This window comes from Pseudonocardia sp. GCM10023141, from assembly GCF_042653605.1.
Genome location: NZ_JBHSIR010000014.1, coordinates 68,516 through 91,992, shown reverse-complemented (window position 1 = coordinate 91,992; position 23,477 = coordinate 68,516). Strand labels below are relative to the sequence as shown.

At 71.3% G+C, this 23,477-nt stretch carries 29 protein-coding genes; 14 read left to right on the top strand and 15 right to left on the bottom strand.

The window, feature by feature from the left end; genetic code table 11:
• Positions 1–57 precede the first annotated feature (57 nt).
• Genes thpD through ectA form a run of 4 tightly spaced genes read right to left on the bottom strand, consistent with a single transcriptional unit; the run spans position 58 to position 3,090 of the window.
• Complete coding sequence (gene thpD / locus ACFPFQ_RS07935) at positions 58–957, bottom strand: ectoine hydroxylase (protein WP_379616334.1); 900 nt, start codon at positions 955–957, stop codon at positions 58–60.
• Positions 954–1,358: an ectoine synthase gene (locus tag ACFPFQ_RS07930; protein ID WP_379616332.1), complete on the bottom strand. Its 405-nt coding sequence runs from the start codon at positions 1,356–1,358 to the stop codon at positions 954–956. The genes thpD and ACFPFQ_RS07930 overlap by 4 nt, the downstream gene beginning before the upstream one ends.
• A complete protein-coding gene (gene ectB / locus ACFPFQ_RS07925) occupies positions 1,355–2,617 on the bottom strand; it encodes a diaminobutyrate--2-oxoglutarate transaminase (protein ID WP_379616330.1) in 1,263 nt (420 codons plus the stop codon). The genes ACFPFQ_RS07930 and ectB overlap by 4 nt, the downstream gene beginning before the upstream one ends.
• 8 nt (positions 2,618–2,625) lie before the next feature.
• A complete protein-coding gene (ectA, locus tag ACFPFQ_RS07920) occupies positions 2,626–3,090 on the bottom strand; it encodes a diaminobutyrate acetyltransferase (RefSeq protein ID WP_379616328.1) in 465 nt (154 codons plus the stop codon).
• A gap of 170 nt (positions 3,091–3,260) precedes the next feature.
• Here ectA and ACFPFQ_RS07915 point away from each other — a divergent pair, with 170 nt between their 5' ends.
• A complete protein-coding gene (locus ACFPFQ_RS07915) occupies positions 3,261–4,022 on the top strand; it encodes an enoyl-CoA hydratase/isomerase family protein (RefSeq protein ID WP_379616326.1) in 762 nt (253 codons plus the stop codon).
• 115 nt (positions 4,023–4,137) lie between these two features.
• Here the strand turns inward: ACFPFQ_RS07915 and ACFPFQ_RS07910 are convergent, their stop codons facing one another.
• Complete coding sequence (locus ACFPFQ_RS07910; protein WP_379616324.1) at positions 4,138–4,716, bottom strand: TetR/AcrR family transcriptional regulator; 579 nt, start codon at positions 4,714–4,716, stop codon at positions 4,138–4,140.
• Positions 4,717–4,805: 89 nt separating this feature from the next.
• Here ACFPFQ_RS07910 and ACFPFQ_RS07905 point away from each other — a divergent pair, with 89 nt between their 5' ends.
• Positions 4,806–5,171 carry a DUF4267 domain-containing protein gene (locus ACFPFQ_RS07905; RefSeq protein WP_379616322.1) on the top strand — a complete coding sequence of 122 codons (366 nt, stop codon included), beginning with the start codon at positions 4,806–4,808 and terminating at the stop codon, positions 5,169–5,171.
• A 15-nt stretch (positions 5,172–5,186) separates the two neighbouring features.
• Here the strand turns inward: ACFPFQ_RS07905 and ACFPFQ_RS07900 are convergent, their stop codons facing one another.
• Positions 5,187–6,128 (bottom strand): SDR family NAD(P)-dependent oxidoreductase, encoded by a 942-nt coding sequence (locus tag ACFPFQ_RS07900; RefSeq protein ID WP_379616320.1) that lies wholly within the window; start codon positions 6,126–6,128, stop codon positions 5,187–5,189.
• A 99-nt stretch (positions 6,129–6,227) separates the two neighbouring features.
• Between ACFPFQ_RS07900 and ACFPFQ_RS07895 the strand changes: the two genes are divergently transcribed.
• From ACFPFQ_RS07895 to ACFPFQ_RS07880, 4 genes are all read left to right on the top strand, one after another.
• Positions 6,228–6,800 (top strand): TetR/AcrR family transcriptional regulator, encoded by a 573-nt coding sequence (locus ACFPFQ_RS07895; RefSeq protein ID WP_379616318.1) that lies wholly within the window; start codon positions 6,228–6,230, stop codon positions 6,798–6,800.
• Positions 6,801–6,888: 88 nt separating this feature from the next.
• Positions 6,889–7,218, top strand: a complete 330-nt coding sequence (locus ACFPFQ_RS07890) for a hypothetical protein (RefSeq protein ID WP_379616316.1) — start codon at positions 6,889–6,891, stop codon at positions 7,216–7,218.
• The gene (locus ACFPFQ_RS07885; protein WP_379616314.1) at positions 7,218–8,003 is read left to right on the top strand and encodes a hypothetical protein; all 786 of its coding nucleotides are present in this window, start codon (positions 7,218–7,220) and stop codon (positions 8,001–8,003) included. Before ACFPFQ_RS07890 ends, ACFPFQ_RS07885 begins: the two co-directional genes overlap by 1 nt.
• A 47-nt stretch (positions 8,004–8,050) precedes the next feature.
• On the top strand, positions 8,051–8,989 hold the full coding sequence (locus ACFPFQ_RS07880) for a phosphotransferase family protein (protein WP_379616312.1): 939 nt from the start codon (positions 8,051–8,053) through the stop codon (positions 8,987–8,989).
• Between the two features lie 7 nt (positions 8,990–8,996).
• Here ACFPFQ_RS07880 and ACFPFQ_RS07875 read toward each other — a convergent pair whose 3' ends face one another.
• On the bottom strand, positions 8,997–9,221 hold the full coding sequence (locus ACFPFQ_RS07875) for a hypothetical protein (RefSeq protein ID WP_379616310.1): 225 nt from the start codon (positions 9,219–9,221) through the stop codon (positions 8,997–8,999).
• Entirely contained in the window at positions 9,194–9,877 is a 684-nt protein-coding gene (locus ACFPFQ_RS07870) for a hypothetical protein (protein WP_379616309.1), read from the bottom strand. The genes ACFPFQ_RS07875 and ACFPFQ_RS07870 overlap by 28 nt, the downstream gene beginning before the upstream one ends.
• 103 nt (positions 9,878–9,980) lie before the next feature.
• Here ACFPFQ_RS07870 and ACFPFQ_RS07865 point away from each other — a divergent pair, with 103 nt between their 5' ends.
• The 3 genes from ACFPFQ_RS07865 to ACFPFQ_RS07855 all read left to right on the top strand — a co-directional run bounded on the left by ACFPFQ_RS07865 (position 9,981) and on the right by ACFPFQ_RS07855 (position 12,809).
• Positions 9,981–10,598 carry a TetR/AcrR family transcriptional regulator gene (locus tag ACFPFQ_RS07865; protein WP_379616307.1) on the top strand — a complete coding sequence of 206 codons (618 nt, stop codon included), beginning with the start codon at positions 9,981–9,983 and terminating at the stop codon, positions 10,596–10,598.
• A gap of 91 nt (positions 10,599–10,689) precedes the next feature.
• Positions 10,690–11,943 carry an MFS transporter gene (locus tag ACFPFQ_RS07860; protein ID WP_379616305.1) on the top strand — a complete coding sequence of 418 codons (1,254 nt, stop codon included), beginning with the start codon at positions 10,690–10,692 and terminating at the stop codon, positions 11,941–11,943.
• Complete coding sequence (locus ACFPFQ_RS07855; RefSeq protein ID WP_379616303.1) at positions 11,940–12,809, top strand: endonuclease/exonuclease/phosphatase family protein; 870 nt, start codon at positions 11,940–11,942, stop codon at positions 12,807–12,809. The genes ACFPFQ_RS07860 and ACFPFQ_RS07855 overlap by 4 nt, the downstream gene beginning before the upstream one ends.
• Here the strand turns inward: ACFPFQ_RS07855 and ACFPFQ_RS07850 are convergent.
• On the bottom strand, positions 12,802–13,689 hold the full coding sequence (locus ACFPFQ_RS07850; RefSeq protein ID WP_379616301.1) for a sigma-70 family RNA polymerase sigma factor: 888 nt from the start codon (positions 13,687–13,689) through the stop codon (positions 12,802–12,804). The genes ACFPFQ_RS07855 and ACFPFQ_RS07850 overlap by 8 nt on opposite strands.
• Positions 13,690–13,775: 86 nt before the next feature.
• Between ACFPFQ_RS07850 and ACFPFQ_RS07845 the strand changes: the two genes are divergently transcribed.
• Positions 13,776–14,231, top strand: coding sequence for a carboxymuconolactone decarboxylase family protein (locus tag ACFPFQ_RS07845; protein ID WP_379616299.1), 456 nt, complete (start codon positions 13,776–13,778; stop codon positions 14,229–14,231).
• A 49-nt stretch (positions 14,232–14,280) separates the two neighbouring features.
• Entirely contained in the window at positions 14,281–15,597 is a 1,317-nt protein-coding gene (locus ACFPFQ_RS07840; RefSeq protein WP_379616415.1) for a VWA domain-containing protein, read from the top strand.
• A 15-nt stretch (positions 15,598–15,612) separates the two neighbouring features.
• On the opposite strand, the gene ACFPFQ_RS07835 is transcribed toward ACFPFQ_RS07840, so the two are convergent.
• Together ACFPFQ_RS07835 and ACFPFQ_RS07830 are read right to left on the bottom strand one after the other, a co-directional pair.
• Complete coding sequence (locus ACFPFQ_RS07835; protein WP_379616297.1) at positions 15,613–16,572, bottom strand: sigma-70 family RNA polymerase sigma factor; 960 nt, start codon at positions 16,570–16,572, stop codon at positions 15,613–15,615.
• A gap of 28 nt (positions 16,573–16,600) precedes the next feature.
• A complete protein-coding gene (locus ACFPFQ_RS07830) occupies positions 16,601–17,011 on the bottom strand; it encodes an SgcJ/EcaC family oxidoreductase (protein WP_379616295.1) in 411 nt (136 codons plus the stop codon).
• Positions 17,012–17,162: 151 nt separating this feature from the next.
• Between ACFPFQ_RS07830 and nadE the strand changes: the two genes are divergently transcribed.
• Positions 17,163–17,993, top strand: a complete 831-nt coding sequence (gene nadE, locus ACFPFQ_RS07825; protein ID WP_379616292.1) for an ammonia-dependent NAD(+) synthetase — start codon at positions 17,163–17,165, stop codon at positions 17,991–17,993.
• Between the two features lie 261 nt (positions 17,994–18,254).
• Here nadE and ACFPFQ_RS07820 read toward each other — a convergent pair whose 3' ends face one another.
• Both ACFPFQ_RS07820 and ACFPFQ_RS07815 read right to left on the bottom strand, forming a co-directional pair.
• On the bottom strand, positions 18,255–18,719 hold the full coding sequence (locus ACFPFQ_RS07820) for a hypothetical protein (RefSeq protein WP_379616290.1): 465 nt from the start codon (positions 18,717–18,719) through the stop codon (positions 18,255–18,257).
• Positions 18,720–18,825: 106 nt separating this feature from the next.
• Complete coding sequence (locus ACFPFQ_RS07815; protein WP_379616288.1) at positions 18,826–19,818, bottom strand: LacI family DNA-binding transcriptional regulator; 993 nt, start codon at positions 19,816–19,818, stop codon at positions 18,826–18,828.
• Between the two features lie 109 nt (positions 19,819–19,927).
• Here ACFPFQ_RS07815 and ACFPFQ_RS07810 point away from each other — a divergent pair, with 109 nt between their 5' ends.
• Entirely contained in the window at positions 19,928–21,097 is a 1,170-nt protein-coding gene (locus tag ACFPFQ_RS07810; RefSeq protein ID WP_379616286.1) for a serine hydrolase domain-containing protein, read from the top strand.
• Positions 21,098–21,104: 7 nt separating this feature from the next.
• Here ACFPFQ_RS07810 and ACFPFQ_RS07805 read toward each other — a convergent pair whose 3' ends face one another.
• Positions 21,105–22,256: a DUF6585 family protein gene (locus ACFPFQ_RS07805; RefSeq protein WP_379616284.1), complete on the bottom strand. Its 1,152-nt coding sequence runs from the start codon at positions 22,254–22,256 to the stop codon at positions 21,105–21,107.
• Between the two features lie 184 nt (positions 22,257–22,440).
• Between ACFPFQ_RS07805 and ACFPFQ_RS07800 the strand changes: the two genes are divergently transcribed.
• Positions 22,441–22,728 carry a hypothetical protein gene (locus ACFPFQ_RS07800; protein WP_379616282.1) on the top strand — a complete coding sequence of 96 codons (288 nt, stop codon included), beginning with the start codon at positions 22,441–22,443 and terminating at the stop codon, positions 22,726–22,728.
• 33 nt (positions 22,729–22,761) lie between these two features.
• Here the strand turns inward: ACFPFQ_RS07800 and ACFPFQ_RS07795 are convergent, their stop codons facing one another.
• A complete protein-coding gene (locus ACFPFQ_RS07795; RefSeq protein ID WP_379616280.1) occupies positions 22,762–23,295 on the bottom strand; it encodes a dihydrofolate reductase family protein in 534 nt (177 codons plus the stop codon).
• Between the last annotated feature and the right edge of the window lie 182 nt (positions 23,296–23,477).

Genomic DNA, 23,477 nt, shown 5'->3' with positions numbered 1-23,477 from the left:
GGTCACGCACACCGTTGACGGTGTGCGTGACCCCCTGACGGTGTGCGTCAGGGAGTCTCAGACGGGCGTGAACTCGCGCGCCGCGATGTACGAGGGCCTCGGCGCGGGGGCCGCGAACGGCTCCACCAGCGCGTTCTCCACGCTGTTGAACACCACGAAGATGTTCGACCGGGAGTACGGGGTGATGTTGCTGCCGGAGCCGTGCATGCAGTTGGAGTCGAACAGCGTGGCCGAACCGGCCGGGCCGGTGAGCATCGCGATGCCGTGCCGGTCGGCGAGCGTCGTGAGGCTGTCCGGGTCGGGCGTGCCGATCTCCTGCTCGCGCAGCGACTCACGGTAGTGCTCGGCGGGCGTCTCCCCCACACACGAGACGAACGTGCGGTGCGAGCCCGGCATGATCATCAGGCAGCCGTTGTGCGTGAAGTTCTCGGTGAGCGCGATCGACGTGCTCACCGCGCGCGGTGCCGGCATCCCGTCCTCGGCGTGCCACGTCTCGAAGTCGGAGTGCCAGTAGAAGCCACCGCCACCGAAACCGGGCTTGTAGTTGATCCGGCTCTGGTGCACGTAGACGTCCGAGCCGAGGATCTGCCGGGCGCGACCGGCCACCCGCTCGTCGGCCACCAGCGCCGCCACCGCTTCGCTGATCCGGTGCACCTCGAAGATCGAGCGCACCTGCTGCGAGCTCTTCTCCACCACGGTGCGCTCGTCGGCGCGCACGGTCGGGTCGGTGGCCAGCCGGTCCAGCTCTGCGGAGTAGGTGGCCACCTCCGACGCCGTGAGCAGCTCGGGCACCGTGACGAAGCCGTCGCGGTCGTGCGCGGCAAGCTCGTCGCGGCCGAGGAGCCCTGGCGCGTCGACGCCGCCGTGGACCGTGGGCTCCACGCGCTCGACGAGCGCAGGGCGGTCCGCGACGCGCGTCCGGTAGCGATCGGTCGTCTGGGTGTCCAGCGTTGTCATGATTCCTCTCTCGCAGGTTCTGTGATCAGCGGGTACACCCCGTTCTCGTCGTGTACCTCGCGGCCGGTGACCGGCGGGTTGAACACGCACATGGTCCGCATCTGCGTGGTCGGCCGGAGCTGGTGGCGCTCGTTGCCGTTCAGCACGTAGATCGAGCCCGGCCCCAGCTTGTGGGTGGTGTCGTTGTCCTTGTCGTAGAGCTCGCCCTCGCCCTCGACGATGAACACGGCCTCGATGTGGTTCGCGTACCAGAAGTCGTTGATCGACCCCGCGTCCAGCACGGTCTCGTGGACGGAGAAGCCCACACCGTCGCCGGCGAGCACGATGCGCTTGCTGCGCCAGTTGTCGGTGACGACGTCCCGCTCCGTACCGGTGATCTCGTCCAGCGTGCGCACGATCATGAAGACACTCCCTCGGTGACGGCTCGGACGGAATCTGCCACCAGCGCGAGACCCTCGTCGAGCTCGGCATCGGTGATCGTCAGCGCCGGCATGATCTTCATGACCTCGTCCGACGGCCCGGCGGTCTCCATCAGCAGGCCGCGCTCGAACGCCGCGGCACAGGTCTTGGCGGCCAGCTCCGGCTGCTCGAACGACAGGCCGCGCGCCAGCCCGCGGCCCTTCGGTGTCAGCTCGACGGCCTGCGAGACCGCGGCCAGCTCGCCCAGCGCCGTGGCCACCCGCTCGCCCTTGGCGAGCGTCGAGCGCTCCAGCGCGTCGTCGGCCCAGAAGTGCCGCAGCGCCGCTGTCGCCGTGACGAACGCGGGGTTGAAACCGCGGAAGGTGCCGTTGTGCTCGCCGGGGCCCCACACGTCGTGCTCGGGCTTGATCAGGGTGAGCGCCATCGGCAGGCCGTACCCGCTGATCGACTTGGACAGGCAGACGATGTCGGGCTGGATGCCCGCGATCTCGAACGAGAAGAACGGGCCGGTTCGACCGACACCCATCTGCACGTCGTCGACGATGAGCAGGATGCCGTGGCGCCGGCACAGGTCGGAGAGCCCCTGCAACCACTCGATCCGGGCGGGGTTGATCCCGCCCTCGCCCTGCACGGTCTCGACGATCACCGCTGCCGGCTCGTTGAGCCCGCTGCCGGAGTCGCCCAGCAGCGCCTCCAGCCACATGAAGTCCGGAACGGTGCCGTCGAAGTAGTTGTCATACGGCATCGGGGTGGCGTGCACGAGCGGGATGCCGGCGCCGCCGCGTTTCATCGAGTTGCCGGTGACGGAGAGCGCCCCCAGAGTCATGCCGTGGAACGCGTTGGTGAAGTTGATGACAGCCTCGCGGCCGGTGACCTTGCGGGCCAGCTTGAGCGCCGACTCCACGGTGTTGGACCCGGTCGGTCCGGGGAACTGCACCTTGTAGTCGAGCCCGCGCGGCGCGAGCACCAGCTCCTGGAAGGTCTGCAGGAACTCGGCCTTGGCCACGGTCATCATGTCGAGCCCGTGCGTGACGCCACCCCGGGTGAGATAATCGATGAGTGGCTTCTGCAGAACCGCCGGATTGTGGCCGTAGTTCAGCGCTCCGGCTCCGGCGAAGAAATCGAGGTAGCTCCGGCCGTTGACATCGGTCATACGGGAACCGTGGGCGGTGTCGAAAACCACCGGCCACGATCGGGAATAACTGCGGACCTCGGACTCAAGATTCTCGAACACGTTCATCGTGAATATCATCCTCGCGAGATCGGGCCGATCCGGAACAGCAGCTCGGGCTCGTGATCGACTCCCAGCAGGTCGGAACCGAACAGCTCCGAGCGCTGCAGTGATGCGTCCGCCCGGCGGGCGAGCGCGGTGAAGAGCGCGACCGACGCCGCGTTGTCCGGCGTGATCGTGGTTTCGAGATGGCGGAAGTCCAGGCGCTCGGCCAGGGCATCGAGCATGGCGGCGGCGACACCGCGCCCACGGGCGCGCTCGTCGACGGCCACCTGCCACACCATCAGCGTCGACGGGTCGTCGGGCCGTAGGTACCCGGTGACGAACCCGACGACGTCGCCACCCATGCGGGCGACGACCGATGTGCTCGCGAAATCGCGGCACCACAACAGGTACGCGTAGCGTGAGTTGACGTCGAGCACCTTCGACGCCGCGGCGATGCGCCAACAGGCACCGCCGTCGGTGACCGCAGGCGATGTCACCGTGAACTGATGGACATCTGACTGAAACACCGACATGGCCGTCGACGATAACAGCGCAAATGGACCAGCGCCGAATTCGAGTGACACCACCCACAGGGTGGTTTAGGGACCCAAAGAATGGGGAATAGGCCGCGTCTACGCAGGTAACCGGCGGGTGCGATCGTGGGCGCATGACCACCACCGAAGGCGTCCGGGTCGAGATGGACGGATCGGTCCGGCGGATCGTCCTGAACCGCCCACGCACGCTCAACGCCCTCACGCTCGACGACCTCGCGACACTGCACGCGGCGCTGGAGCTGCCCTCCGGGGTGCGCGCCGTCGTGTTCGCCGGCACGGGTGACCGCGCGTTCTGCGCCGGGATGAACGTCGACACGTTCCTCGGGTTCGACCCGGCCGGCGCGCGGGCGTTCATCGCCGATCTGCGCGCGCTGCTGCAGCGCGTGCGCACCCTTCCGGTGCCGGCGCTCTGCGCGGTCGACGGCCACTGCCTCGGCGCGGCGTTCGAGCTCGCGCTGGCGTGCGACCTGCGGATCGCCACCGACCGCGCGGTGTTCGGGCTGCCCGAGATCAAGGTCGGGATCCCGTCGGTCATCGACGCGGCGCTGCTGCAGCAGTATGTCGGGCTGAGCCTGGCCAAGGAGATGATCCTCACCGGCGACGGTTACCCGGTGGCCCGGCTGGCGGCGTCCGGGCTCTGCAACGCGGTGGTCGCGCCCGTCGAGCTCGAGGCCACCGTCGAGCGGTTCGTCGGGAGGGTCAGCGGCCACACCCGGGCCGTGACGGCGTCCCAGAAACGGCTCTTCGAGCTGTGGCAGAACGGCACGCTGGCCGAGGGCACCGCGGCCAGCGTCGAGGAGTTCGCCACCGTGTTCGCCGAGCCCGAGACGGCCGCGCACCTCGCCGGCTACCGGGCGACGCTCGGTTCGCGCTGATCGAGCGCCCACTGGTTCCGGTTCGATCATGAGCCAGTGGGCGTTCGGCGGCGTCGTCCCGGCCGAGCGCCCACTGGTTCGGGTTCGATCATGAGCCAGTGGGCGTTCGGCGCCCCTACGGCACGGCGAGGAACTGCGCCACGAGCATCCGGAGGCGGTCGCGGCGCTGCGCCGCCGGCACCCGGCCGCTGCGTTCGAGCGTCACCAGCCCGTGCAGGGCCGCCCAGAACAGCTCGGTGAGGGCGGCGACGTCGCGGCCTGCCGCGACCGGCGCGGCGAACTCGCACAGCGCGTCGAACGCGTCCAGCAACGGTTGCGGCGTCTCGGACGAGGCGAACGCGAGGTCGGTGGTGAGCACGAACATCGCGTCGTAGCGGGCCGGCTTCGCGTCGGCGAACGCCAGGTAGGCGGCCGCGAGCCCGGCGAAGGCCTGCGCCGCGTCCGGGATCCCGGCGCGGATCTCGCGCAGCTCGGCGGCCAGCTCACCGAAGCCCGCCAGCGCCACCGCCGCCATGATCGCGTCCTTGCCCGCGAAGTGGCTGTAGAGGACGGGCTGGCTGTACTCGATGAGCGCCGCGAGCCTGCGGGTGGTGACCGCCTCCCAGCCCTCGGACTCGGCGAGGCCCCGCGCCGTGTCGATGATCAGCTGGTGGCGCTCGGCGCGCTCGCGCTCGCGGCGGGACTGCACGGTCATGGCCGCAATACTAGCAGTGCTAGACATTCGAGCAACGGCACTGATAGCGTCGTTTGTGTTCCTAGCACTGCTAGATCTCGGAGGGCCTCATGACGATCGCCGCCTACGCACTCGCCGGGCTGATAGCGGCCGGCATCATCTACGTCGGTGCCGCCTACCTGTTCGCACCGGCGCGGACGGCGGCCGGCTTCGGCGTGCCGAGCCCGCCTGCCGCCAACCCCTTCTACGCCGTCAAGGGCGTGCGCGACATCGCGTCCGGCTTGATCACACTCGCGCTGATGGTCTTCGGCGGCCCCCACCTGCTCGGCGTGGGGCTGCTGGCGCTGGCCGTGATCCCGATCGGCGACATGGTGATCGTGCTGCGCAGCGGTGGCACGCGGAAGGCCGCTCTCGGTATCCACGGTGCCACCGCAGCCGTCATGATCGTGATCGCCGCGGTATTGCTCTCCGCCTGACAGCTCTGACAGGGGTCAGGCGCGCAGCATCTCCTCCGACACCCGCCACAACCGCTCGGCGGCCTGCGGGTCGAGCGCGTAGTCGGCCACGCCGGTGAGGGTGCCCGGCTCGTTGGGACCGGCCTCGTTGCAGTCCTCGAAGTAGCGGCCCGCGACGCCACCGAGCAGCGGCGACGCGGCCAGCAGCACCGACGTTGCCGCACCCTGCTCCGGCGTCTTGCGACGCAGGACGGCGCCCGCCTGCGACCGCGCCCGCGCCATCTCGGCCGCCGAGACGTGGCGCTGCAGGTTGGTCATGATCGCCCCCGGCATGAGGGCGTTGGCCGTGATGCCGGCCGCGGCCCAGCGGACCGACGCCTCGAGCGCGAACAGCACGTTGGCCGTCTTCGACTGGCCGTACGCGGCCCACGGCTCGTAGTGCCGGTCCCGGAAGTGGATGTCGGAGAACATCATCGGTGAGCGCAGGTGGGCACTGGAGCTGACCGCGACGATCCGCGCGTCACCTGCCGCGGCGAGCGGGCCGAGCAGCCCGTTGGCCAGCGCGAAGTGCCCGAGGTGGTTCGTGGCGAACTGGAGCTCCCAGCCCTCCCGCGTGCGGGTCTCGGGCGAGGCCATGACGCCGGCGTTGTTGACGAGCATGTGCAGCGGTCCGGACCAGCTGCGGGCGAACGCCGCGATCGACGCGCGGTCGGCCAGGTCGAGCGGCGCCACCAGCACCTTCGGGTTGCCGGTGGTCGCGATGATGTCGCGAGCAGTACGCCTGCCGGCGGCGGCGTCGCGGACGGCGAGCGTCACCTCGGCACCTGCGCCCGCGAGCGCGCGGGCCGTCTCGATGCCGATTCCGGACGCTCCGCCGGTGACGACCGCGCGACGGCCGCCCAGGTCGACACCGGCCAGCACCTCGGCGGCGGTGGACGAGAAGGAGAACGGGGTGGTGATGAGCGTGGGTGCAGTCATGATCTTCCCTGCCTGCCGTGAAGATGAAACGGAGGAACCTCCGTTACTTCTGCACTGTAAGCGGAGGCGCTTCCGATTCGCAACCCGTACTCTCATGACATGACAACTTCCGGGACGCGGCCGCTGCGCGCCGATGCGCAGCGAAACCGCGACCGGCTGCTCGAGGAGGCCGTCCGCGCGCTGTCGCACGACGGGCCCGACGTCACCCTCGACGCGATCGCCAAGGCGGCCGAGGTCGGCATCGGCACGCTCTACCGGCACTTCCCCACCCGCGAGGCCCTGATCGAGGCCGCATACCGCAACGAGCTCGACCGGCTCTGCGACGCCGCGGCCGAGTTGCTGGCCACCATGGCGCCCGACGTGGCCACCCGCGCCTGGATGGACCGCTTCGTCGCCTACATCACCACCAAGCGCGGCATGGCCGACGCCCTGCGCGCGCTGGTCGCCTCCGGTGGCAACCCGTTCGCCCACAGCCGGGAGCGCATGCGTGCGGCGATCTGCAGCCTGCTCACGGCCGGCGCCGCCGACGGCAGCCTGCGCCCCGACGTCGACCCCTCCGACGTGCTGGCGAGCATCACCGGCGTCTCGCTCGCCGCGGGCGAACCGGCGCAGCGAGAGCAGGCCGGCCGCATGCTGGACCTGCTGATGGACGGCCTGCGCTTCCGCGCCTGAGAGCTCCCGGGAACGGCCCGATCTCCCGAAACGCCACGGGAAGCACCACCGCCGGGTTAGCGTCGCCCTCGAAGAGGGGGCACAGACGATGACACCGATCGGGCCGACGCCGACCCCGCAACAGATCACCGTGGCGCTCGACGCGCTGCGATCCGACGCCGACAGCTGGGTCGAGCACGCCGGCGCGCTGCACCGCGGCGCCGTGGCCGTCGCCGGGCTACAGGTCGATCCTGCGGCCTTCTCGTTCGCCGGCTCCGCGATCGCCGTCGCGTACGAGACGACGCGGCAACGGGTGCTCGCCCTGCTCCGGCAGGGCGCCGCCAACTTCGAGGCGATCGGCGGTGCGCTGCACGCATCCGCGGCGGCCTACGCCGCCGACGAGACCGCCGGGGTCCACCGGCTGCGAGGCATCCACTGATGTCGGGGGCACTGAAGCCGGGAGCAGGTGGCGCTCCGGCCGCGGTCGAACAGGGCATCCGCGAGATCCGGCAGGGTGCGACGGAGATCATCGACGCCGTCGACGGGGCGCTGGCCGTGCTTCCCGACGAGGTCGTCGCGTGGGCCCGGGAGGCGCTGGAGACCGCCGGGCTCCGGCTGGAGGAGTTCCTCTCGGGTCTGCGCCGGATGTGTGACTACGCGGGCTCGCCCGACACGCTGCGCGCCACCGGTTCCACGTGGAACATCGCGGTCGGCGCCGCCGTCAGTTCGGTCGGGGGCTCGGTCACGCTCGATCGGCTGCGGGTCGACGACCGCTGGAGCGGTGTGGCCGCCGACGCCTACCGCAACACGCTGCCCGCGCAGCGGGAGGCGTTGGTGCTGGTCAAGCAGATCGCCGACGACGTCGACGCGGGGCTGCAGGAGCTCGCCGGTGCGATCGAGAGCTTCTGGAACGCAGTGACGATGGCGGTGCTCACGCTCGCGGCCGCCATCGCGAGCGCGGTGATCGGCGTGAGCGCCCCGCCCTCGGCGCTGATCGCGCTCGCCGCACTGGTCGCCACGCTCACCGCCGGCATCGCGTTCCTCGCGAACGCCACCGCGGCGCTCACCACGATCACCAACGTCGCTGCGGCGCGCGCCGCGGCCCTCGACCGGGCCCTTGCCACGGACACGGCGTTCCCGGCCGGGTGTTGGCCGGTATCCACCACCGACATGACCGACGGGAGCCTCACCGACGGCGACGACACCGACTGGCACGTGCGGTGAGCCGAAATCTGGTGTCGCGCCGCACCTCGCGTTCCTAGCCTTGTGCGATGTCCGAATTGCTCACGATCGACGAGGCCGCGGTGCGCGGCATGCTCGCGCGCGCCGGGATCACCGCGCCGGTCGAACGGCTGGCGCGCCGCGCCAGCACCGTCTACGAGGCCCATCTCGGTGTCCACGATCCGGTGATCGTCAAGCTCTACGAACCGCAGGCCGCCTGGAAGCAGGCCAAGGAGATCCACGTCTACTCGCTGCTGGCGGGCGCGGGCACCGGGCTCGCCGGGCGGATCCCGCAGGTGCTCGGGCACGAGCGCGGCACCGGCCCGAACGGCCCCGCCTGCACCGTGCTGACCAGGCTCGACGGCACCCCGCTCCACGAGCTGGATCCGCAGCTCACCCCGGCGGACCGGCGCCGGATCTACGTCCAGATCGGGCAGTTGCTGCGCGCCGTTCACCGGGTGCCGATGGGTGGCTTCGGCTACCTCGTCACCGACATCCTCGACCCCGCCCCGTCCAACCAGGCCGCCCTGCACCGCATGTTCGAGCGGAAGCTCTGCGAGTTCGCCGAGCTGGGCGGGCCCGCAGACCTCGCGAGGGCGGTCCGGAGGGCGGTCGCCGATCACGCCCCGGTGCTCGCGATGCCCGTCGAGCCCGTGCTCTGCCACAACGACCTGCACGAGGGCAACGTGCTGGTGGCGCGGGCCGGCAACGTCTGGAACGTCACCGGCTTCGTCGACGTCGGGAACGCGGTGGCCGCGGACCCGGTCTTCGACCTGGCCGGTACCGACTACCGCGCCGCGCGCCACCACCCGGTGAAGCGGGCCGGTCTGCTCGAGGGCCACGGCGACCTGCCCGCCGACGTCGAAGCCCGGCTGCGGATCTACAGCACCTACCACGCGCTCGAGCGGTGGGACCGGCTCGCGAAGACCGGTGAGCAACGGCACCTGCCCGGGATCGCGGCGGACCTCGCGGAGCTCACCGGGCAGTAGGGCCCCGCTACCCCGCTGCCGAGCTCGCCCCGCCCCGGATCGCCTTGAGCGCGATCTCGGCCTGGGCGTCGGCTCCGGCCGAGTTCGGGTGGAAGGGCACCGCGAGCGCCGGGCCGTTGAGCGACACCGGGATGACACCCTCGACGTAGCGCGTGAAGGGGCTCTGGCACACGTCGTGCCCGACCGTCGGGGTCCAGGTGTCGATCAGTCCGTAGCCCGCCTTGGCCGCCACCCGCTTGACCATGGCGTTGAGCTCGTTGAGCTTGTCGTAGAGCCACGGCATGGCTTGATCGCCTTCACGTTGGCCAGGATCTTCGGCTCGGCCGCCTTGATGTTCTCCGAGATCTGGTCGATCCCACCGGCGGCGAACTTCGCCTTGCAGGAGCCGCCGAGCGGGGCCGGCAGCGTCACCCCCGGCAGCAGGGTGACCGGCGGCAGCAGATTGATGCAGCCGACGATGGCCGACGCCAGCGAGATGTCGTTGCCGCCGATGCCGATGGTGACCAGGTCCGTGGTCTTCGTCAGGTGCGAGTTCTGCGGTGGGTTCGTCCCGCCGAGCGGGGCCGGCTGCGGGGTCGCGAAGTTCTGTACCTCGGCGCCGCCACAGCTGGCGTCGAAGAACTTCGGTACCTGCAGCGCCGCCGCGATCTTCTTGGGGTAGTCCCCCGCGGACTGGACGCACCCGAGCGGCACGTACTGCCCCGTCGGCGGTCCGAGCAGGACGACGTCGGCCGTCCAGGAGTCCCCGAGCGCGACGTACTCCGCGAAGTCGGTGGCGGGGGCGGCCGCTGCGGTGCCGGCCGAACCGACGAGCGCGGCGGCGACGGTGACGGCGATCGCGGCAGCCACCTTCGACGTGCGCAGGCGAATACTGGCCCGAACGGGCATGCGGGGACTCCTTCATCCGATCGGGCCCTGGTGGCCGCAGAGCCTGGCAGCGGACTTGCACGCTCGCACAGGCTCGGTACGTCGACGAGAAGGGCGGTGGGGCATGGCTCGGGTATCCGCCGAGGTCCGACGCGAGGAGCTGGTCGAGGCCGCGATCCGGGTGATGGCCCGCGACGGGGTGGCGGCAGCCACCACCCGGGCGATCGTCGCCGAGGCCGGCATGCAGCTCGGCTTCTTCAGCTACTGCTTCACCTCGAAACACGAGCTGTTCCTGCAGGTCATCGAGACGATCAACCGGCGCAACCTGCTCGCGGGGCTCAGCGTGATCGAACCCGGGGAGGACCTGCGGTCGACGATGCGCGCGAGCGTCCGCGCCTACTTCCGCGCCGTCGAGGAGAACCCCGGCGAGCACCAGGTCACCTACGAGCTCACCCAGGTCGCGCTGCGCACCCCGGAGCTCGCCGACCTCGCGCGGCGGCAGTACGAGCACTACCTGCAGGCCTGCGCCGACTACCTCACGACGGCGGCCGCGGCTTCCGGGACGCAGTGGTCGGCGCCGTTGCCGGTGCTCGCCCGCGCGCTGCACTCCGCACTCGACGGCGCCACGCTGGCGTGGATCGTCGACCGCGACTCGGCCGCGGCACTCGACGTGCTCGCGCTGTTCGCCGACCACCTCGCGACCTCGGCCCGACCCGGCCCCATTCTTGGTCATCCGTACTAGACGCTTGACACAGTGTGTCGTTGGTCCCACTCTCGTCGCACCACCAGGTCGTGCTTCTGCCGTCTCGCTCCGGACATCCGAGGAGTCCCTCATGGGGATGACCGACAACGCCGCCTCACCGCGATCAGCGCTCACCGAACCGACGGTCCGCGTCGGGCGCCGCTGGATCAGCGCCTGGACAGCCGCGCTGTTCGGCATGTATATGGCCTACTACGCGGCCGCCCAGATCGTGCTGCCCGAGCAGGCCGAAGCGGTGGCGGGCGACGGGAAGGTCGCGTTGCTCGCGATCGTCACCGGCGTCGCGTCGATCGTGACGATCATCGTGGTCTTCCTCAGCGGGGTGCTCTCGGACCGGACGCTGTCGCGGCGCGGGCGTCGCCAGCCCTGGGTGCTGACCGGTGCCGTGATCACCGGGGTCTTCGTGGCCGGCCAGGGCTTCGCCACCACCGCGCTGGCGATGGTGGCGGTGTGGGCGCTGGCCAACGTCGGCATCTCGCTGATGACCGCCGGGCTGTTCGCGGCCGTTCCGGACGAGGTGCCCGTCACGCAGCGCGCCTACGTGTCGTCGTTCTACAGCAACGCGGTGGCGGTCGGCCCGCTCGTGGGCATCGCGCTGGTGTCCGTGCTGGTCACCGACATCCAGCCGGGTTTCCTGCTGCTCGGACTGTTCGCGCTGGTACTGGGGCTGCCCTACGCGCTCGGCACCCGCGGGCCGCAGCTGCTGGTCGCGGAACGCCCACCGCTCTCGATCCGATCGACACTGGTCGGGATCGTCGCGCCGCTGCGCCACGCCGACTTCGCCTGGGCCTGGTCGGGACGCTTCTTCATCCAGCTGTCCAACGCGCTCGCGCAGGTCTTCCTGTACTTCTACCTGCAGGACTACGTGCACTACGCCGATCCGGAGATCGGCACGCTGATCCTCGTGGTCGTCTACACCGTCGGCGTCGTCGTGGCCGCGCTGCCGTGCGGGCGCATCTCCGACCGCACGATGAAGCGCAAGCGGATGGTCGTGATCGCCTCGGTCCTGCAGGGCCTGGCCGGACTGATCATGGCGTTCCTGCCGTTCTTCCCGGCCGCGATCGTGGCGGCGCTGGTGCTCGGACTCGGCTACGGCGCCTACGCCGCCGTGGACCAGGCGCTGGTCACGCAGGTGCTGCCGCATCCGGAGGACCGGGGGAAGGACCTGGCGGTCATCAACATCGCCAACGTGCTGCCCTACGCGGCCACCGGGCTGATCGGCGGCACCGTGATCAGCCTCTTCGGCTACCCGACGCTGATGATCCTCGTGCTGGTGACCGCGGTGATCGCGGCGCTGACGGTGTGGCCCATCAAGGCCGTGCAGTGACCGTCCGGGTCCTCACGTTCAACATCCGGCAGATCCCGCTGCTCTCGGTGCTGGAGCACCCCGTCCGGCGAGCGCGGCAGGCCGCTGCGCTCGTGCTGGCCCACCGTCCGGACGTCGTGGTGCTCAACGAGGCGCATCCGCTGTCGGGCACCTGGCTGCTGCTCGCCCGGCTGCGCCGCGCGGGCTACCGCACCACGCCGCAGATCGGCACCTGGTCCGGACGTCGCCGGTGGACCGGCACGTCAGGACGCTGGAACGTGCTCAGCGGCTTCATCGGGGGTGGCGTGTCGGTGCTGAGCACGCTGCCGATCGACGAGCTGCACCAGCACATCTACCACGCCCGCGACCTGCGCACGCAGGACCGCCTGTCCCACAAGGGTGTCGCGCTGGTGCGGCTGCGCACCGCGGACGGGCCACTGTGGATCGCCGCGACGCACCTGCAGGCCGATGAGGACGGCACCTACCCGGCCACCCACGACGTGCGCATGGCGCAGCTCGCCGAGGCCCGCGCGGCGATCGCCGCCGTGGTGCCGCCCGCCGAGCCGGTGGTGATCGCAGGCGACCTCAACGTCGAGTACTGGGACTCCGCCGCCCGGCCCGGCCACGATCACGTCGCCGCCGCGCGCTCGCTCGGCGGGCGGCTGCTCCCCGACGGCCCCGTCCACGAGCACACCTACGACACCACCGTGATCCGGCTGGCCAGCAGGGAGTGCCCGGACACCCGCAACGTCCTGGACTACATCGGGTCGGTCGACGAGAACGGGCACCGCCCGGCGCTGCACATCAGCACCGCGACACTGCCCTTCCCCCGCGGTGAGGAACCCTCTGACCACTACCCCGTGCTCGGCACCGTCCGGCTCACCTGAACGCGCTCACGTCCAGCGCCTCGAGCCGGACCGGGTCGGCGAGGATGTGGATCTCGGCGATCCTCCCGCCGCGCACGGTGAAACCCATGACCCCGAGCGTCCGGCCGTCGTGGATCGTGATCAAGCCCGGTGTCCCGTTCACGAGCGCGGGCCGGGCGAACCACGCCGCGCTCGAGAACATCAGGGCCTGCGCCACCACGTCGTGGGCCCCGCGCACCAGCTTCGAGGTGCCCGGTGCCGGCGCGTCGGCACCGGCGTCGACGCGGAGCAGCACGTGCGGGTCGAGCACGGCCAGCAGCGCGTCGCGGTCGCCGCTGCGCGAGGCGGCGAGGAAGGCGTCGGCCAGCTCGCGCTGCTGCATGCGGTCGGCCGTGGGCGCGGGGACCGAACCCTGGACGCGGCGCCGGGCCCGGCTCGCGAGCTGGCGGACCGCGGCCGGTTCCCGCCCCAGCACCTGTGCGACCTCGTCGAACGGCACCGCGAACATGTCATGCAGGACGAACGCGAGCCGCTCGGCGGGGGCCAACTCGCCGAGCACCACGGCCATCGCGACGCCGACCGAGTCGGCCAGCAGCGCCTCCTGCTCCGGGTCCATGCCGTCGGCCCGGCTCACCAGCAGGTCCGGCAGGTGCACCTCGAGCGACTCCTCGTGGCGCGACCGGCGCGAGCGCAGCATGTCCAGGCACACCCGGGAGACCACCGTCGTCAGCCAGCCGCCGAGGTTCTCCACCCCGCCCGCGTCCACCCGGCTGAGCCGGATCCAGGCCTCCTGGACGGCGTCGTCGGCCTCGCTGAGCGAGCCCAGCATCCGGTAGGCCACCGCCCGCATCTGGCCGCGGCTCTCCTCGAACCGCCGGGCCAGCAGATCGTGCTCATCCATCGGTCACATTCCTCCGTCGCGATCCGTCAGTGCTGTGACGGACGAGAACCGGCCGATGTGACTCGGCCCCCTGAACGGAGATTGTCATGCAGGCACGGATGCAGAACCCGGCGATGGTCGTCCCCGGCGCGATGAAGGCGCTGCACGCGCTGGGCAAGGCCGCTGAGCACCACGACGTTCCCGCGACGACCCGGCTCCTGATCGAGCTGCGCGCCAGCCAGATCAACGGCTGCGGCGTCTGCGTGCTCATGCACTCGCAGGAGATGCGCAAGCTCGACGAGTCCGACGAACGCATCTTCTCGGTGGCTGGCTGGCGCGACAGCCCGTTCTTCACCGACGCCGAGCGCGCGGTGCTCGACCTGACCGAGTCCGTCACGCGGCTGGCCGACAGCTCGGACCCGGTACCGGACGCCATCTGGCAGGAGGCCGCGAAGCACTTCGGCGAGGAGGCGCTCGGTTCGATCGTGCTCTCGATCGGGCTGATCAACATCTGGAACCGGATCAACGCCACGACCCGCCAGGTCGCCGGCGGAACCTGGTAGCGCACACGAGGCGCTCCCGCGTCGGGCACTATCGGCGGGTGTGACCGTGATGAGCAAGGGCGCCAACGTACCCATCGACGTACCGGCCGTTCGGGCCGTCCTGTCCTGGACGGGCGGCCCGGGCGCTCCCGACGTCGACGCGTCGGCGCTGCTGCTCACCGCCGCCGGTGCGGTGCGCAACGACGCCGACTTCATCTTCTACAACCAGCCCGACCACGACTCCGGTGCCGTGCAGCACCTCGGCAAGCAGTCCACCGCTGATGCGCTGCAGGTCGATCTGCGTCGGATCGAACCCGACATCGAGCGGGTGGTGCTCGCCGCCTCGGCCGACGGCGGCACGTTCGGGCAGGTCCAGGGGCTGCGGCTGCAACTGCTCGACACGGCGTCGGGGGCGGCGGTTGCCGACTTCCCGATGACCGCCAGCACCGAGACGGCATTCATCGGCGGGGAGCTCTACCGCCGCGGCGGTGGATGGAAGTTCCGGGCCGTCGGTCAGGGCTACGCGTCCGGGCTGGGCGGCCTGGCCACCGACTTCGGGATCAGCGTGGCGGCGGAGGAGCCACCGGCCGCGGCGGCCCCGCCCGCACCGGCACCGATGGGCGCTCCCGCACCGCGGATGACGAAGGGTGAGGACAAGCTGCCCGTCGACATGCGCAAGCGATTGTCGTTGCGCAAGCAGCAGGTGGCGATCTCGCTCGAGAAGCGCGGCGCGAGCGGGCTGCGGGCGCGTGTGGTGCTGGTGCTCGACGCGTCCGGGTCGATGACCACGCTCTACAACAACCTGACGGTGGCGCGCGTCGTCGAGCGGATGGCCGCCGTCGCCGCGCAGCTCGATGACGACGGCGAGATGCAGGCCTGGACGTTCGCCTCGCGGCCGGCGCGGCTCCCCGACCTGCAGCTGGGTGACATGCCGGAGTGGATCCGGCTGCACGTCCGGGTCGGGGCGCTGATGAAGCAGCGGCGGCTCAAGCCGGGCCAGATCGACATGAAGACCGTCGGGATCGCCAACGACGAGCCGAAGGTGATCGCGGAGGTGCGACAGTTCGTGCGGGCCGCACCGGTCGCGGAACCCACGCTCGTCCTGTTCTTCTCCGACGGCGGTGTGTACAAGAACAAGGAGATCGAGGACGAGCTGCGGGCCGCGGCTGCCGAGCCGGTGTTCTGGCAGTTCGTCGGGCTCGGGCGCGCCGCCTTCGGGGTGCTGGAGCAGTTCGACACGCTGCCGGGACGGGTGGTGGACAACGTCGGCTTCTTCGCCGTCGACGACATCGACCGGCTCCCGGACGCCGATCTCTACGACCGGCTCCTGTCGGAGTTCCCCTCCTGGATCAGGGCGGCGCGCGAGCACGGCATCGTGCGAGGCTGACGCTGCCGCACACCGTCAGCCGTCGAGCCTGGTCGGCAGGCCGAAGGACGCGAAGATCTCGGAGTCCTGGAACACCGAGTTCCGGCTGATGCCCTCGGCGGTGACGGTGAAGATCTGCAGCGTGTGCAGCTCGTATCCGTCATCGACACGCCGATAGGCCGCGAAACCGGGCTGGCCGTTGCCCGCGACCACCTTCAGGCACCAGTCCGTGCCGGCCGCCGCGAAGACCCACTCCATGAACAGGCCGTAGTTGTCGGGGCCGACGAACCAGTTGAGCATCGGCGGCATCTCCATCAGCACGTCCTCGGTGAGCAGCCGCTTGAGCCCCTCGACGTCGGCGTGCTCGAACGCCGTCATGTAGCGATCGATCCAGGCACGTTGCTCGGCATCCGACGGCTCGCTGAGCCGGTCCGGCCGGACCCCGACCTCCTGCATCCGGGTACGCGCCCGCTGCAGGGAGCTGTTCACCGACACGACGGTGGCACCGAGGATCTCCGCCGCCTCGGACGCGGAGAAGCCGAGCACGTCACGGAGGACCAGCGCCGCACGTTGACGCGCCGAGAGGTGCTGCAGGGCGGCAGCGAACGCCAGCCGGACGCTGCTGCGGTCGACGACCGTGCCGGCCGGGTCGCCCGCGTCCAGCAGGGAGTCCGGCAGGGGCTGGAGCCAGGCGTTCTCCCCCGGCACGAGCGGTGCGAGCGGGTCCGACGCGGCCACCAGCCCCGACGGCAGCGGCCGGCGCCCGCGAACCTCCAAGCCGGTCAGGCAGGCGTTCGTCGCGATCCGGTAGAGCCAGGTCCGCAACGAGCTGCGCGTCTCGTCGTAGCGCTCCCGCGACCGCCACGCCCGCAGGTAGACGTCCTGCACCAGGTCCTCGGCGTCCTGGGACGAGCCGAGCATCCGGTAGCAGTACGCCAGCAGCTCCGTCCGGAACGGTTCGACCCGGCGATCGAAGCCCGCCACCTTCGTCGTCACGCCCACGCCCCTTTCCGCGGCAACTGCCTCACCGCTGCGGCGCCAGCGCGGGGCTGTTGTGATAGGCAGCGATCATCCACCGGCCGTCCCGCTTCTCGAGGACCCAGGTCGCGTTGACCTTGCCAGTGTCCGGGACCTCGGTCGCCCCGCCGAACAGGATCCCCGATTCGCTGACGACGATCGCGGCGTCCCTGCCGACGAAGCGCAGGCTGAGCTGCTTGTTGTAGGTGGAGCTGCCCTTGAGCGGGCCCGCGAACGCCAGCGCCATGCTCTCGCGGATCACCTCACGGCTGTCGCGGAGCGAGCCGGTCATGATGGCGGTCGCGTCCGCGGTGTAGTCCGCGACCATGCCCGCGGCGTCGCCTGCCTCCCACGCCCGGTAGGAGTCCACCAGCACGGCCCGGATGGCAGCCTCGTCCATCGCGCGAACGTCCGACATCGGTTCTCCCTTGCGAAGGGTCCGCCACGGGGTGCCCCGGCGAACTCCCCAGTACATACCGGCGCCGGGGCCGGAACTCACCGCGCGCGGGGCAACGCCCTTCCGGAGCCGTGCATCTGTTCAGCCAACGGCATCGTGCAAGGCTGGGCGGATGAGCGACCTCGACCGCCGGTACCTGCAGGAGCTGATCATCGCCGAGCTGGGCGTCCCCCACTCGTTCGATGCCGCAACGGATGTCGAGCGGCGCATCCGGTTCCTGACCGACCTGCTCGCCACGTCGAACGCGGCCGGGCTCGTGCTCGGGATCAGCGGCGGCGTCGACTCGAGCACCGCGGGCCGGCTGTGCCAGCTCGCCGTGGAACGCGTGCGGGCCGCGGGCGGGCAGGCCACGTTCGTCGCGATGCGACTGCCCTACGGCGTGCAGCGCGACGAGGCCGACGCGCAGCGGGCGCTGGAGTTCATCGCCCCCGACCGCACGATCATCGTCGACGTGGCGCCTGCGAGCGACGCGCTGCTCGCATCGGTCAAGGTGGAGACGACCTTCCCGGACCCGGCGCGCGAGGACTTCCTGCACGGCAACATCAAGGCCCGCCAGCGCATGGTGGCGCAGTACGCGGTGGCAGGCGCGATCGGTGGGCTCGTCGTGGGCACCGACCACGCCGCCGAGGCGGTGATGGGCTTCTTCACCAAGTTCGGCGACGGCGCCTGCGACGCGACGCCGCTGTCCGGGCTCACCAAGCGCCGTGTGCGAGCGCTGGCCGAGCACCTCGGCGCCCCGGCCCAGGTCGTGCACAAGGTGCCCACCGCCGACCTCGAGTCGTCGGCGCCCGGGCTGCCCGACGAGGACGCCTTCGGCATCCGCTACGACGACATCGACGACTTCCTCGAGGGGCTGCCGGTCGACGACAAGGCCGCCGAGACGATCATCGGATGGCACCGTCGCACCGTCCACAAGCGAGCGCAGCCCATCGCCGTGTCCTGATGACCCGATCGGCGCATTCCGGTGGCCGGACTACGGCAGGCGGGGGAGAACCGGCCGAATCGGGCATCCGATCAGGTGGAACCCCCGCGCCGATCCGAACCGTGCTGCGGCCCGGACCGATTGCCGGATGTGCCCGGTCGAGAAGCGGGACCAGGTACGTGGCCGCCGGATGTGCTGTGCCCGGCCGTACCGGCGGTGCTCCAGTGCCCCGCTCGCCGCATCACTACATGGGGCGGGCGGGGTGCCGGCGACAGGTTCGGGTCAGCGGGAGGCGCGCGGCCCGGCCGTCAGCCCGAGCAGGGCCCGCATGTCCGCCGCGGCGGCAACCCGGCGCCCGAGATCCACGGCGATGACGGGGGCGATCCGCCAGAGCGCGACGACCAGCTGCTCATCGGCGAGGTCGTGGGCGCCGTCGGCACAGCCGGACAGGATCAGGTCCGGCTTCAGCGCCGCCACCAGCCGCGGATCGGGCGCGCGGGCAGGCCCCACCGACTCGATGCCATCGAGCGTTCCCGCGCAGCCGGCGAGCGTGCCGCCCAGCTCCACCAGGAACGCCCCGACCACGTCATCGGTGACCACCAGGCGCCGGACCGAGGACGGCATGGGAACCGACACCCCGAGCCCGTCGACGAAGATCCGCCGCATCCCGCCACCACCCACGAGCCCCGCGAGCGCGGCGGGGGGCGACGGGCGACGGCGCGGTTCCTCCGCGGCAGGTCGGGACATGGATCCAGCGTAGTCGTCGGCGCCTGGGCCCTGTCACGAGAGCGCATCCGCACTGCTCCCTTGGGTTAGCCCCGGGGCACCCCGAACCAGACCGGCGACCGCGGTGTCAGCTGCTCTCGCGCTGGATCAACCGCAGCGGGGAGACCGGCAGGTCGTGCTGCTCGACGCCGGACGGCGCATCCGGCAGCTCCCACAGCAGCCGCCCGGCCAGGCGCCGCGCCGACGACCGCAGATCGAGCACCACCGTGGACAGCGCGGGCTCGACCAGCGTGGTGACCTGCAGGTCGTCCACGCCGACGATCGCCAGATCATCGGGGACGCGAACGGCGACCGCCCGGCAGGACGCCAGCACCGCGACCGCGACCAGGTCGTTGAAGGCCGCGACCGCGGTGACGGCGGCACCCGGGTCCGTCCAGGTGGCCAGCGCCTTGCGGGCGCTGTCGCGCGTGTAGCTCAGCGAGGCGACGACCGGGGCGGGGAGCCCCAGCTCGGCGCACGCCCGCCGCGCGCCGGCGAGGCGCGGCTCGCAGAACGGGCGTTCCAGCGGGTCGGAGACGGCCCCGAAACCGATCCGCCGATGTCCCCGCTCGGCGAGGTGGTGCACCTGCAGCGCCCCGACCGCGGGCTGGTCGATGGCATTGCCTGCCGGCCGGTCCGGGTCGAGGACGCCGTCGATGAAGGGGATGCCGGCGCGGGTGAGTGCCGCGGCGTCGGCCGCTGTGAGCGTGCCCAGCGAGAGGACCCCCGCCGGGTGCACGTGCCGCCATATGTCGGACAGGGGCCCGTCGACGTCGCCGACCTGCGCGAACACACACGTGTAGCCCGCCTCGCGCAGGGCGGCGGTCAGGTGGCTCTTGAACTCCTCGATGGCCTGCGCGACGGGCAGTGGTGGCAGGGTGCACAGGACGACGTTGCTGCGGCCGCTGCGCAACGATCGTGCCGCGGCCGAGGGGACGTAGCCGAGCCGATCGGCCGCATCGAGCACGGCCTTCCGCGTCTGCGCGGAGATCCCCTGGTCGCGACCGTTGAGCACGAAGCTCACCGTGGTCTGCGAGACGCCGGCCGCGCGCGCGACGTCCTGGCTCGTGATCCTGCTCATGGTCCTCCGGAGAAAGTCTCTCACGGAGCTTGCGCACGCCTGGTCGGCTCCGTACGTTCTGGCTGACACCCAGCTAATACGTATTAGAGATCCGCGCCGGAGGACGACCGTGAACGACATCGCCATCACCCGCACAGCCGCAACGGTCGCGCCGGGCTTCGAGCAGGTCGGTGTCGCCTTCGCCACGGCGCTCGAGCAGAGCCCGCGCGGCGGGGCCGCCCTCTCCGTGATCGTCGACGGCACCACCGTCGTCGATCTGTGGGGCGGGTCCGCCGACGTCCGGTCCGGCCGTCCGTGGGTCGAGTCGACCACGTCGGTCATGTTCTCGATGACGAAGGGCCTGGTCGCGCTGCTGGTGGCCCGGCTCGTGGAGCAGGGGCTGATCGACCTCGACGCACCGGTGGCGCGCTACTGGCCGGAGTTCGCGCAGGCCGGCAAGGACGCCATCACGGTCCGGCAGGTCATGGCCCATCGGGCGGGTCTGTCCTACCCCGTGCAGGACCTCACCCGCGACGACCTCCTCCGTTGGGATCCCGTCGTCACCGCTTTGGCGGCGCAGGCACCGCTCTGGACGCCCGGCGAGGCGCACCAGTACCACGCGCTGACCTACGGCTGGCTCGTCGGCGAGGTCGTCCGGCGGGTGACGGGCCTGTCGGTCGGGGCGGCGTTCGCGCGGTACCTGACCGATCCCGTGGGCGCCGAGGCGTGGATCGGCGTGCCGGCGGCCGAGCTCGACCGGGTGGCGCACCTGGCGCCCGGTCCCGGTTTCAGCCTGACGCTCCCCGACGGCGTCCCGGACCGGGAACGGTTCGAGCGCGCGTTCCAGCTCGGCGGGGCGATCCCGGCCGAAGCCGCGGGCGACGGCACCGGGCTGAACGACCCGGCACTGCAACAGGCCGAGATCCCCGCCGGGGTAGGGATCGCCACCGCCCGCGCCGTCGCGAGCCTCTGGTCGTCCGCCATCGTGGCGACGCCCGGAACCACGCCGCTGCCCGCCGCCGTCCTCGACGACATGACCGTCACCCGGTCCTCTGGGCAGCCGCTCTGGAGGATCCCTGGGCTGCCCGAGGAGTCCTGGGGAACGGGCTTCAACGTGCCCAGCGAGCCGATGCCCCTGTTCGGACCGACATCGTTCGGACACGGCGGCGCCGGCGGGCAGCTGTCGTTCGCCGACCGCGACTCCGGGGTGGCGTTCGCCTTCCTGACCAACGATCTGCAGGTCATCAACGACCTGCGCGTCGCCACGCTGATCGATGCGGTGCGCGCGAGCCTGGGCTGAACCCGGATCAGGGGCGGAGCGATCTCCGGTCGCGCTCGGAGCCCCGCAACGTCTCGGCGACGACGAGCAGCACCGCGACGTCCGGCACGTCGGCCACCCGGGCACTCGCCCAGGCCACCCACCCGTCGCGGCGCTTGATCCGCAGCTGGTCGGTCACCTCGATCTCCTCGACCTCCCGCCACGGCAGCGTGTCCTTGCCGGCGCTGATCCCGGTGGCGTCGACGGCGAGACCGCCGAACGCCAGTTGCCTGCCGTCGGCGATCGCGGTGAGCGCACGCGGCACCCGGCTCGCGACGATCTCGCGCTCGATCGTGTCGCCCAGCACGAAGAGGTGCCCCTGCGGGAGCTTCGGCGTGTGCAGGATGAGCCTGGTGCCGTCGTCGTGGACGACGGTGTAGGCGTAGTCGGTTCGTTCGTACCGGCCGTTGCGGTCGATCCGCCTGACGTTGCGCAGCAACCGGACCCTCGACCACGGCAGCACGGTGAGCGCGCCCTTGTGGTCGCCCCAGACGAGGCCCCGTTCGAACACGAAGGCCCGTTCGGGGACGTCACCGCGCGTCGCGCGGACACCGAAGGCGAACAGGATCGGGACGGCGGCGGCGAGGACGAGGCACAGCACCGCCCAGCCGGCCGACGCGCCGGCCGCGATCAGCACCACGCCGATGGCCGCCGGGATGAGTGCGAGCACGAGACCGCAGCCGATGTCGGCCGCGCCGGACGGCAGCGCGTCGCGCCCCAACGTCACCTGCAGTGCACCGAGATCGGCGGCCGCGGTCCGGACGTCGGCAGGCACCTCGTCGGGATGGGCGCCGCGGCGCGCAGCCTCGGCCCGCCAACCCCACTGCTGCGCCTCCTCCCGGTGCGCGGAGCCCGGGTTGGCGGCGAGGTTCGCCATCGCCTGCACGTCACCCGCGACCGCCGCCCGGCGCCACCAGCGCCAGGCCTCGTCGTGGGCGCCGCGCCGGTTCAGCATGAACCCGACGCCCGTCATCCCGGCCAGGTCGCCGGCCTGCGCGGCGCGCTCGTACCACCGCTCCGACTCGGCGTCGTTCCCCTGCTCGAACAGGGCCCAGCCCAACCCTGCCATCGCGGCCGGGTCGCCGGCCTCCGCTCGTGGCCGCACGCTCCGCTCGTGGTCGACGGGATCGATCTCGCTCATCGGTCCTGCTCACGGTCGGTCCACCAGTCCGGCTCGGCCTGCGCCGCGACTCCAGGCTGCGCGGACGTGATCGCGTGGCGCACGAGGAGCGTGGCGACGCCTGCCACCGCCATGACCACTCCCACGGTGATGATCCCGGGCGCTGCCTGCTGCTGACCCGTGTGCGCCGCCTGCAGCTCCCGAGATGATCCCGCCCTCCTGCCTCCGGTCCCGGCTGCCCGCACTCGTCCACCCCGCCTGGGTGGCCCCGGAGGTCCTGCGGACCGAGGTGCACTACCACGCCCACGACCCCGACCCGGTCGTGATCGACCTGACCGATGCCCACATCTGGGACGCCTCCACCGTGGCCACGCTCGACGCCATCACCACCAGGTCCGTCGACCGCGGTGCCACGGTGCACATCAACGGCATGAACGCGCACAGCCGGCTGCGCCACACCCGCCTCGCGGGCCACCTCGCCGGCGGCCACTGAGCAATTCGCCGGCGTCGTCCATCCGTACGCCGTTCAGCCGATCCGCTCGTAGCGCAGGTACACGGTGCCGCCGCGGAAGGCGCGCTGCTCGACCAGTCGCAGCCGCAGGTCGGCGCCGAGCGGGAAGTACGGCTTGCCGCCACCGGTGAAGGCCGGCACCACACTGGGGCGGAACTCGTCGATCAGGTCCACCAATGACGCGGCCAGACCGGCACCGCCGAGCGACAGGTCACCATCGATCTCCCTCTTGAGCCGGACCACCTCGTCGATCGCTTCGGCACGGCGCACCAGCCGACATCCGGGCGCGACCGACGGCAGCGAGTCGGAGAACACGATCCGCGGCGTCGCCGCGTAGAGCTGGGCGAACTCCGCTTCCACCTCGTCGCCGTCGGCACGCTCCGGCGCCGTCCAGAACTCCTCCATGACGTCGTAGAGGCCACGCCCGAACAGGAACGCCGCCGTCTCGCGGGTCTGCTCGTTGGCGAAGCGGTGCACCTCCTCGTCCGGCGCGGAGAACGCGATGCTGCCGGTCGGATCCTCGATGTAGCCGTCGAGGGAGATGCTCATCGAGTAGCTCAGTGTGCCCATGAGGGGTAGACGGCCCGGCCCACCCGAACTCATCGGCGGCGCGTCCGAACGAGGGTTGCCATCCGGTGACACCGATGCCGTGCTTCCGCGGCGAACCCCTCTCGCAGCGGCCATGTCGTCTGATGACTTTTGCGGTCAGGCTGGAAGTCGCCCCCGAGGTG

Coding starts and splice junctions, on each gene's coding strand:
- ACFPFQ_RS07815 (WP_379616288.1), bottom strand. CDS start 19,818: ATGAGCAGGATCACGAGCCAGGACGTCGCGCGCGCGGCCGGCGTCTCG.
- thpD (WP_379616334.1), bottom strand. CDS start 957: ATGACAACGCTGGACACCCAGACGACCGATCGCTACCGGACGCGCGTC.
- ACFPFQ_RS07870 (WP_379616309.1), bottom strand. CDS start 9,877: ATGCCCGTTCGGGCCAGTATTCGCCTGCGCACGTCGAAGGTGGCTGCC.
- ACFPFQ_RS07885 (WP_379616314.1), top strand. CDS start 7,218: ATGTCGGGGGCACTGAAGCCGGGAGCAGGTGGCGCTCCGGCCGCGGTC.
- nadE (WP_379616292.1), top strand. CDS start 17,163: ATGAGCGACCTCGACCGCCGGTACCTGCAGGAGCTGATCATCGCCGAG.
- ACFPFQ_RS07840 (WP_379616415.1), top strand. CDS start 14,281: ATGAGCAAGGGCGCCAACGTACCCATCGACGTACCGGCCGTTCGGGCC.
- ACFPFQ_RS07895 (WP_379616318.1), top strand. CDS start 6,228: ATGACAACTTCCGGGACGCGGCCGCTGCGCGCCGATGCGCAGCGAAAC.
- ACFPFQ_RS07905 (WP_379616322.1), top strand. CDS start 4,806: ATGACGATCGCCGCCTACGCACTCGCCGGGCTGATAGCGGCCGGCATC.
- ACFPFQ_RS07865 (WP_379616307.1), top strand. CDS start 9,981: ATGGCTCGGGTATCCGCCGAGGTCCGACGCGAGGAGCTGGTCGAGGCC.
- ACFPFQ_RS07800 (WP_379616282.1), top strand. CDS start 22,441: ATGATCCCGCCCTCCTGCCTCCGGTCCCGGCTGCCCGCACTCGTCCAC.
- ACFPFQ_RS07860 (WP_379616305.1), top strand. CDS start 10,690: ATGGGGATGACCGACAACGCCGCCTCACCGCGATCAGCGCTCACCGAA.
- ACFPFQ_RS07805 (WP_379616284.1), bottom strand. CDS start 22,256: ATGAGCGAGATCGATCCCGTCGACCACGAGCGGAGCGTGCGGCCACGA.
- ectB (WP_379616330.1), bottom strand. CDS start 2,617: ATGAACGTGTTCGAGAATCTTGAGTCCGAGGTCCGCAGTTATTCCCGA.
- ACFPFQ_RS07930 (WP_379616332.1), bottom strand. CDS start 1,358: ATGATCGTGCGCACGCTGGACGAGATCACCGGTACGGAGCGGGACGTC.
- ACFPFQ_RS07830 (WP_379616295.1), bottom strand. CDS start 17,011: ATGTCGGACGTTCGCGCGATGGACGAGGCTGCCATCCGGGCCGTGCTG.
- ACFPFQ_RS07915 (WP_379616326.1), top strand. CDS start 3,261: ATGACCACCACCGAAGGCGTCCGGGTCGAGATGGACGGATCGGTCCGG.
- ACFPFQ_RS07880 (WP_379616312.1), top strand. CDS start 8,051: ATGTCCGAATTGCTCACGATCGACGAGGCCGCGGTGCGCGGCATGCTC.
- ACFPFQ_RS07910 (WP_379616324.1), bottom strand. CDS start 4,716: ATGACCGTGCAGTCCCGCCGCGAGCGCGAGCGCGCCGAGCGCCACCAG.
- ACFPFQ_RS07890 (WP_379616316.1), top strand. CDS start 6,889: ATGACACCGATCGGGCCGACGCCGACCCCGCAACAGATCACCGTGGCG.
- ACFPFQ_RS07845 (WP_379616299.1), top strand. CDS start 13,776: ATGCAGGCACGGATGCAGAACCCGGCGATGGTCGTCCCCGGCGCGATG.
- ACFPFQ_RS07900 (WP_379616320.1), bottom strand. CDS start 6,128: ATGACTGCACCCACGCTCATCACCACCCCGTTCTCCTTCTCGTCCACC.
- ACFPFQ_RS07820 (WP_379616290.1), bottom strand. CDS start 18,719: ATGTCCCGACCTGCCGCGGAGGAACCGCGCCGTCGCCCGTCGCCCCCC.
- ACFPFQ_RS07850 (WP_379616301.1), bottom strand. CDS start 13,689: ATGGATGAGCACGATCTGCTGGCCCGGCGGTTCGAGGAGAGCCGCGGC.
- ACFPFQ_RS07795 (WP_379616280.1), bottom strand. CDS start 23,295: ATGAGCATCTCCCTCGACGGCTACATCGAGGATCCGACCGGCAGCATC.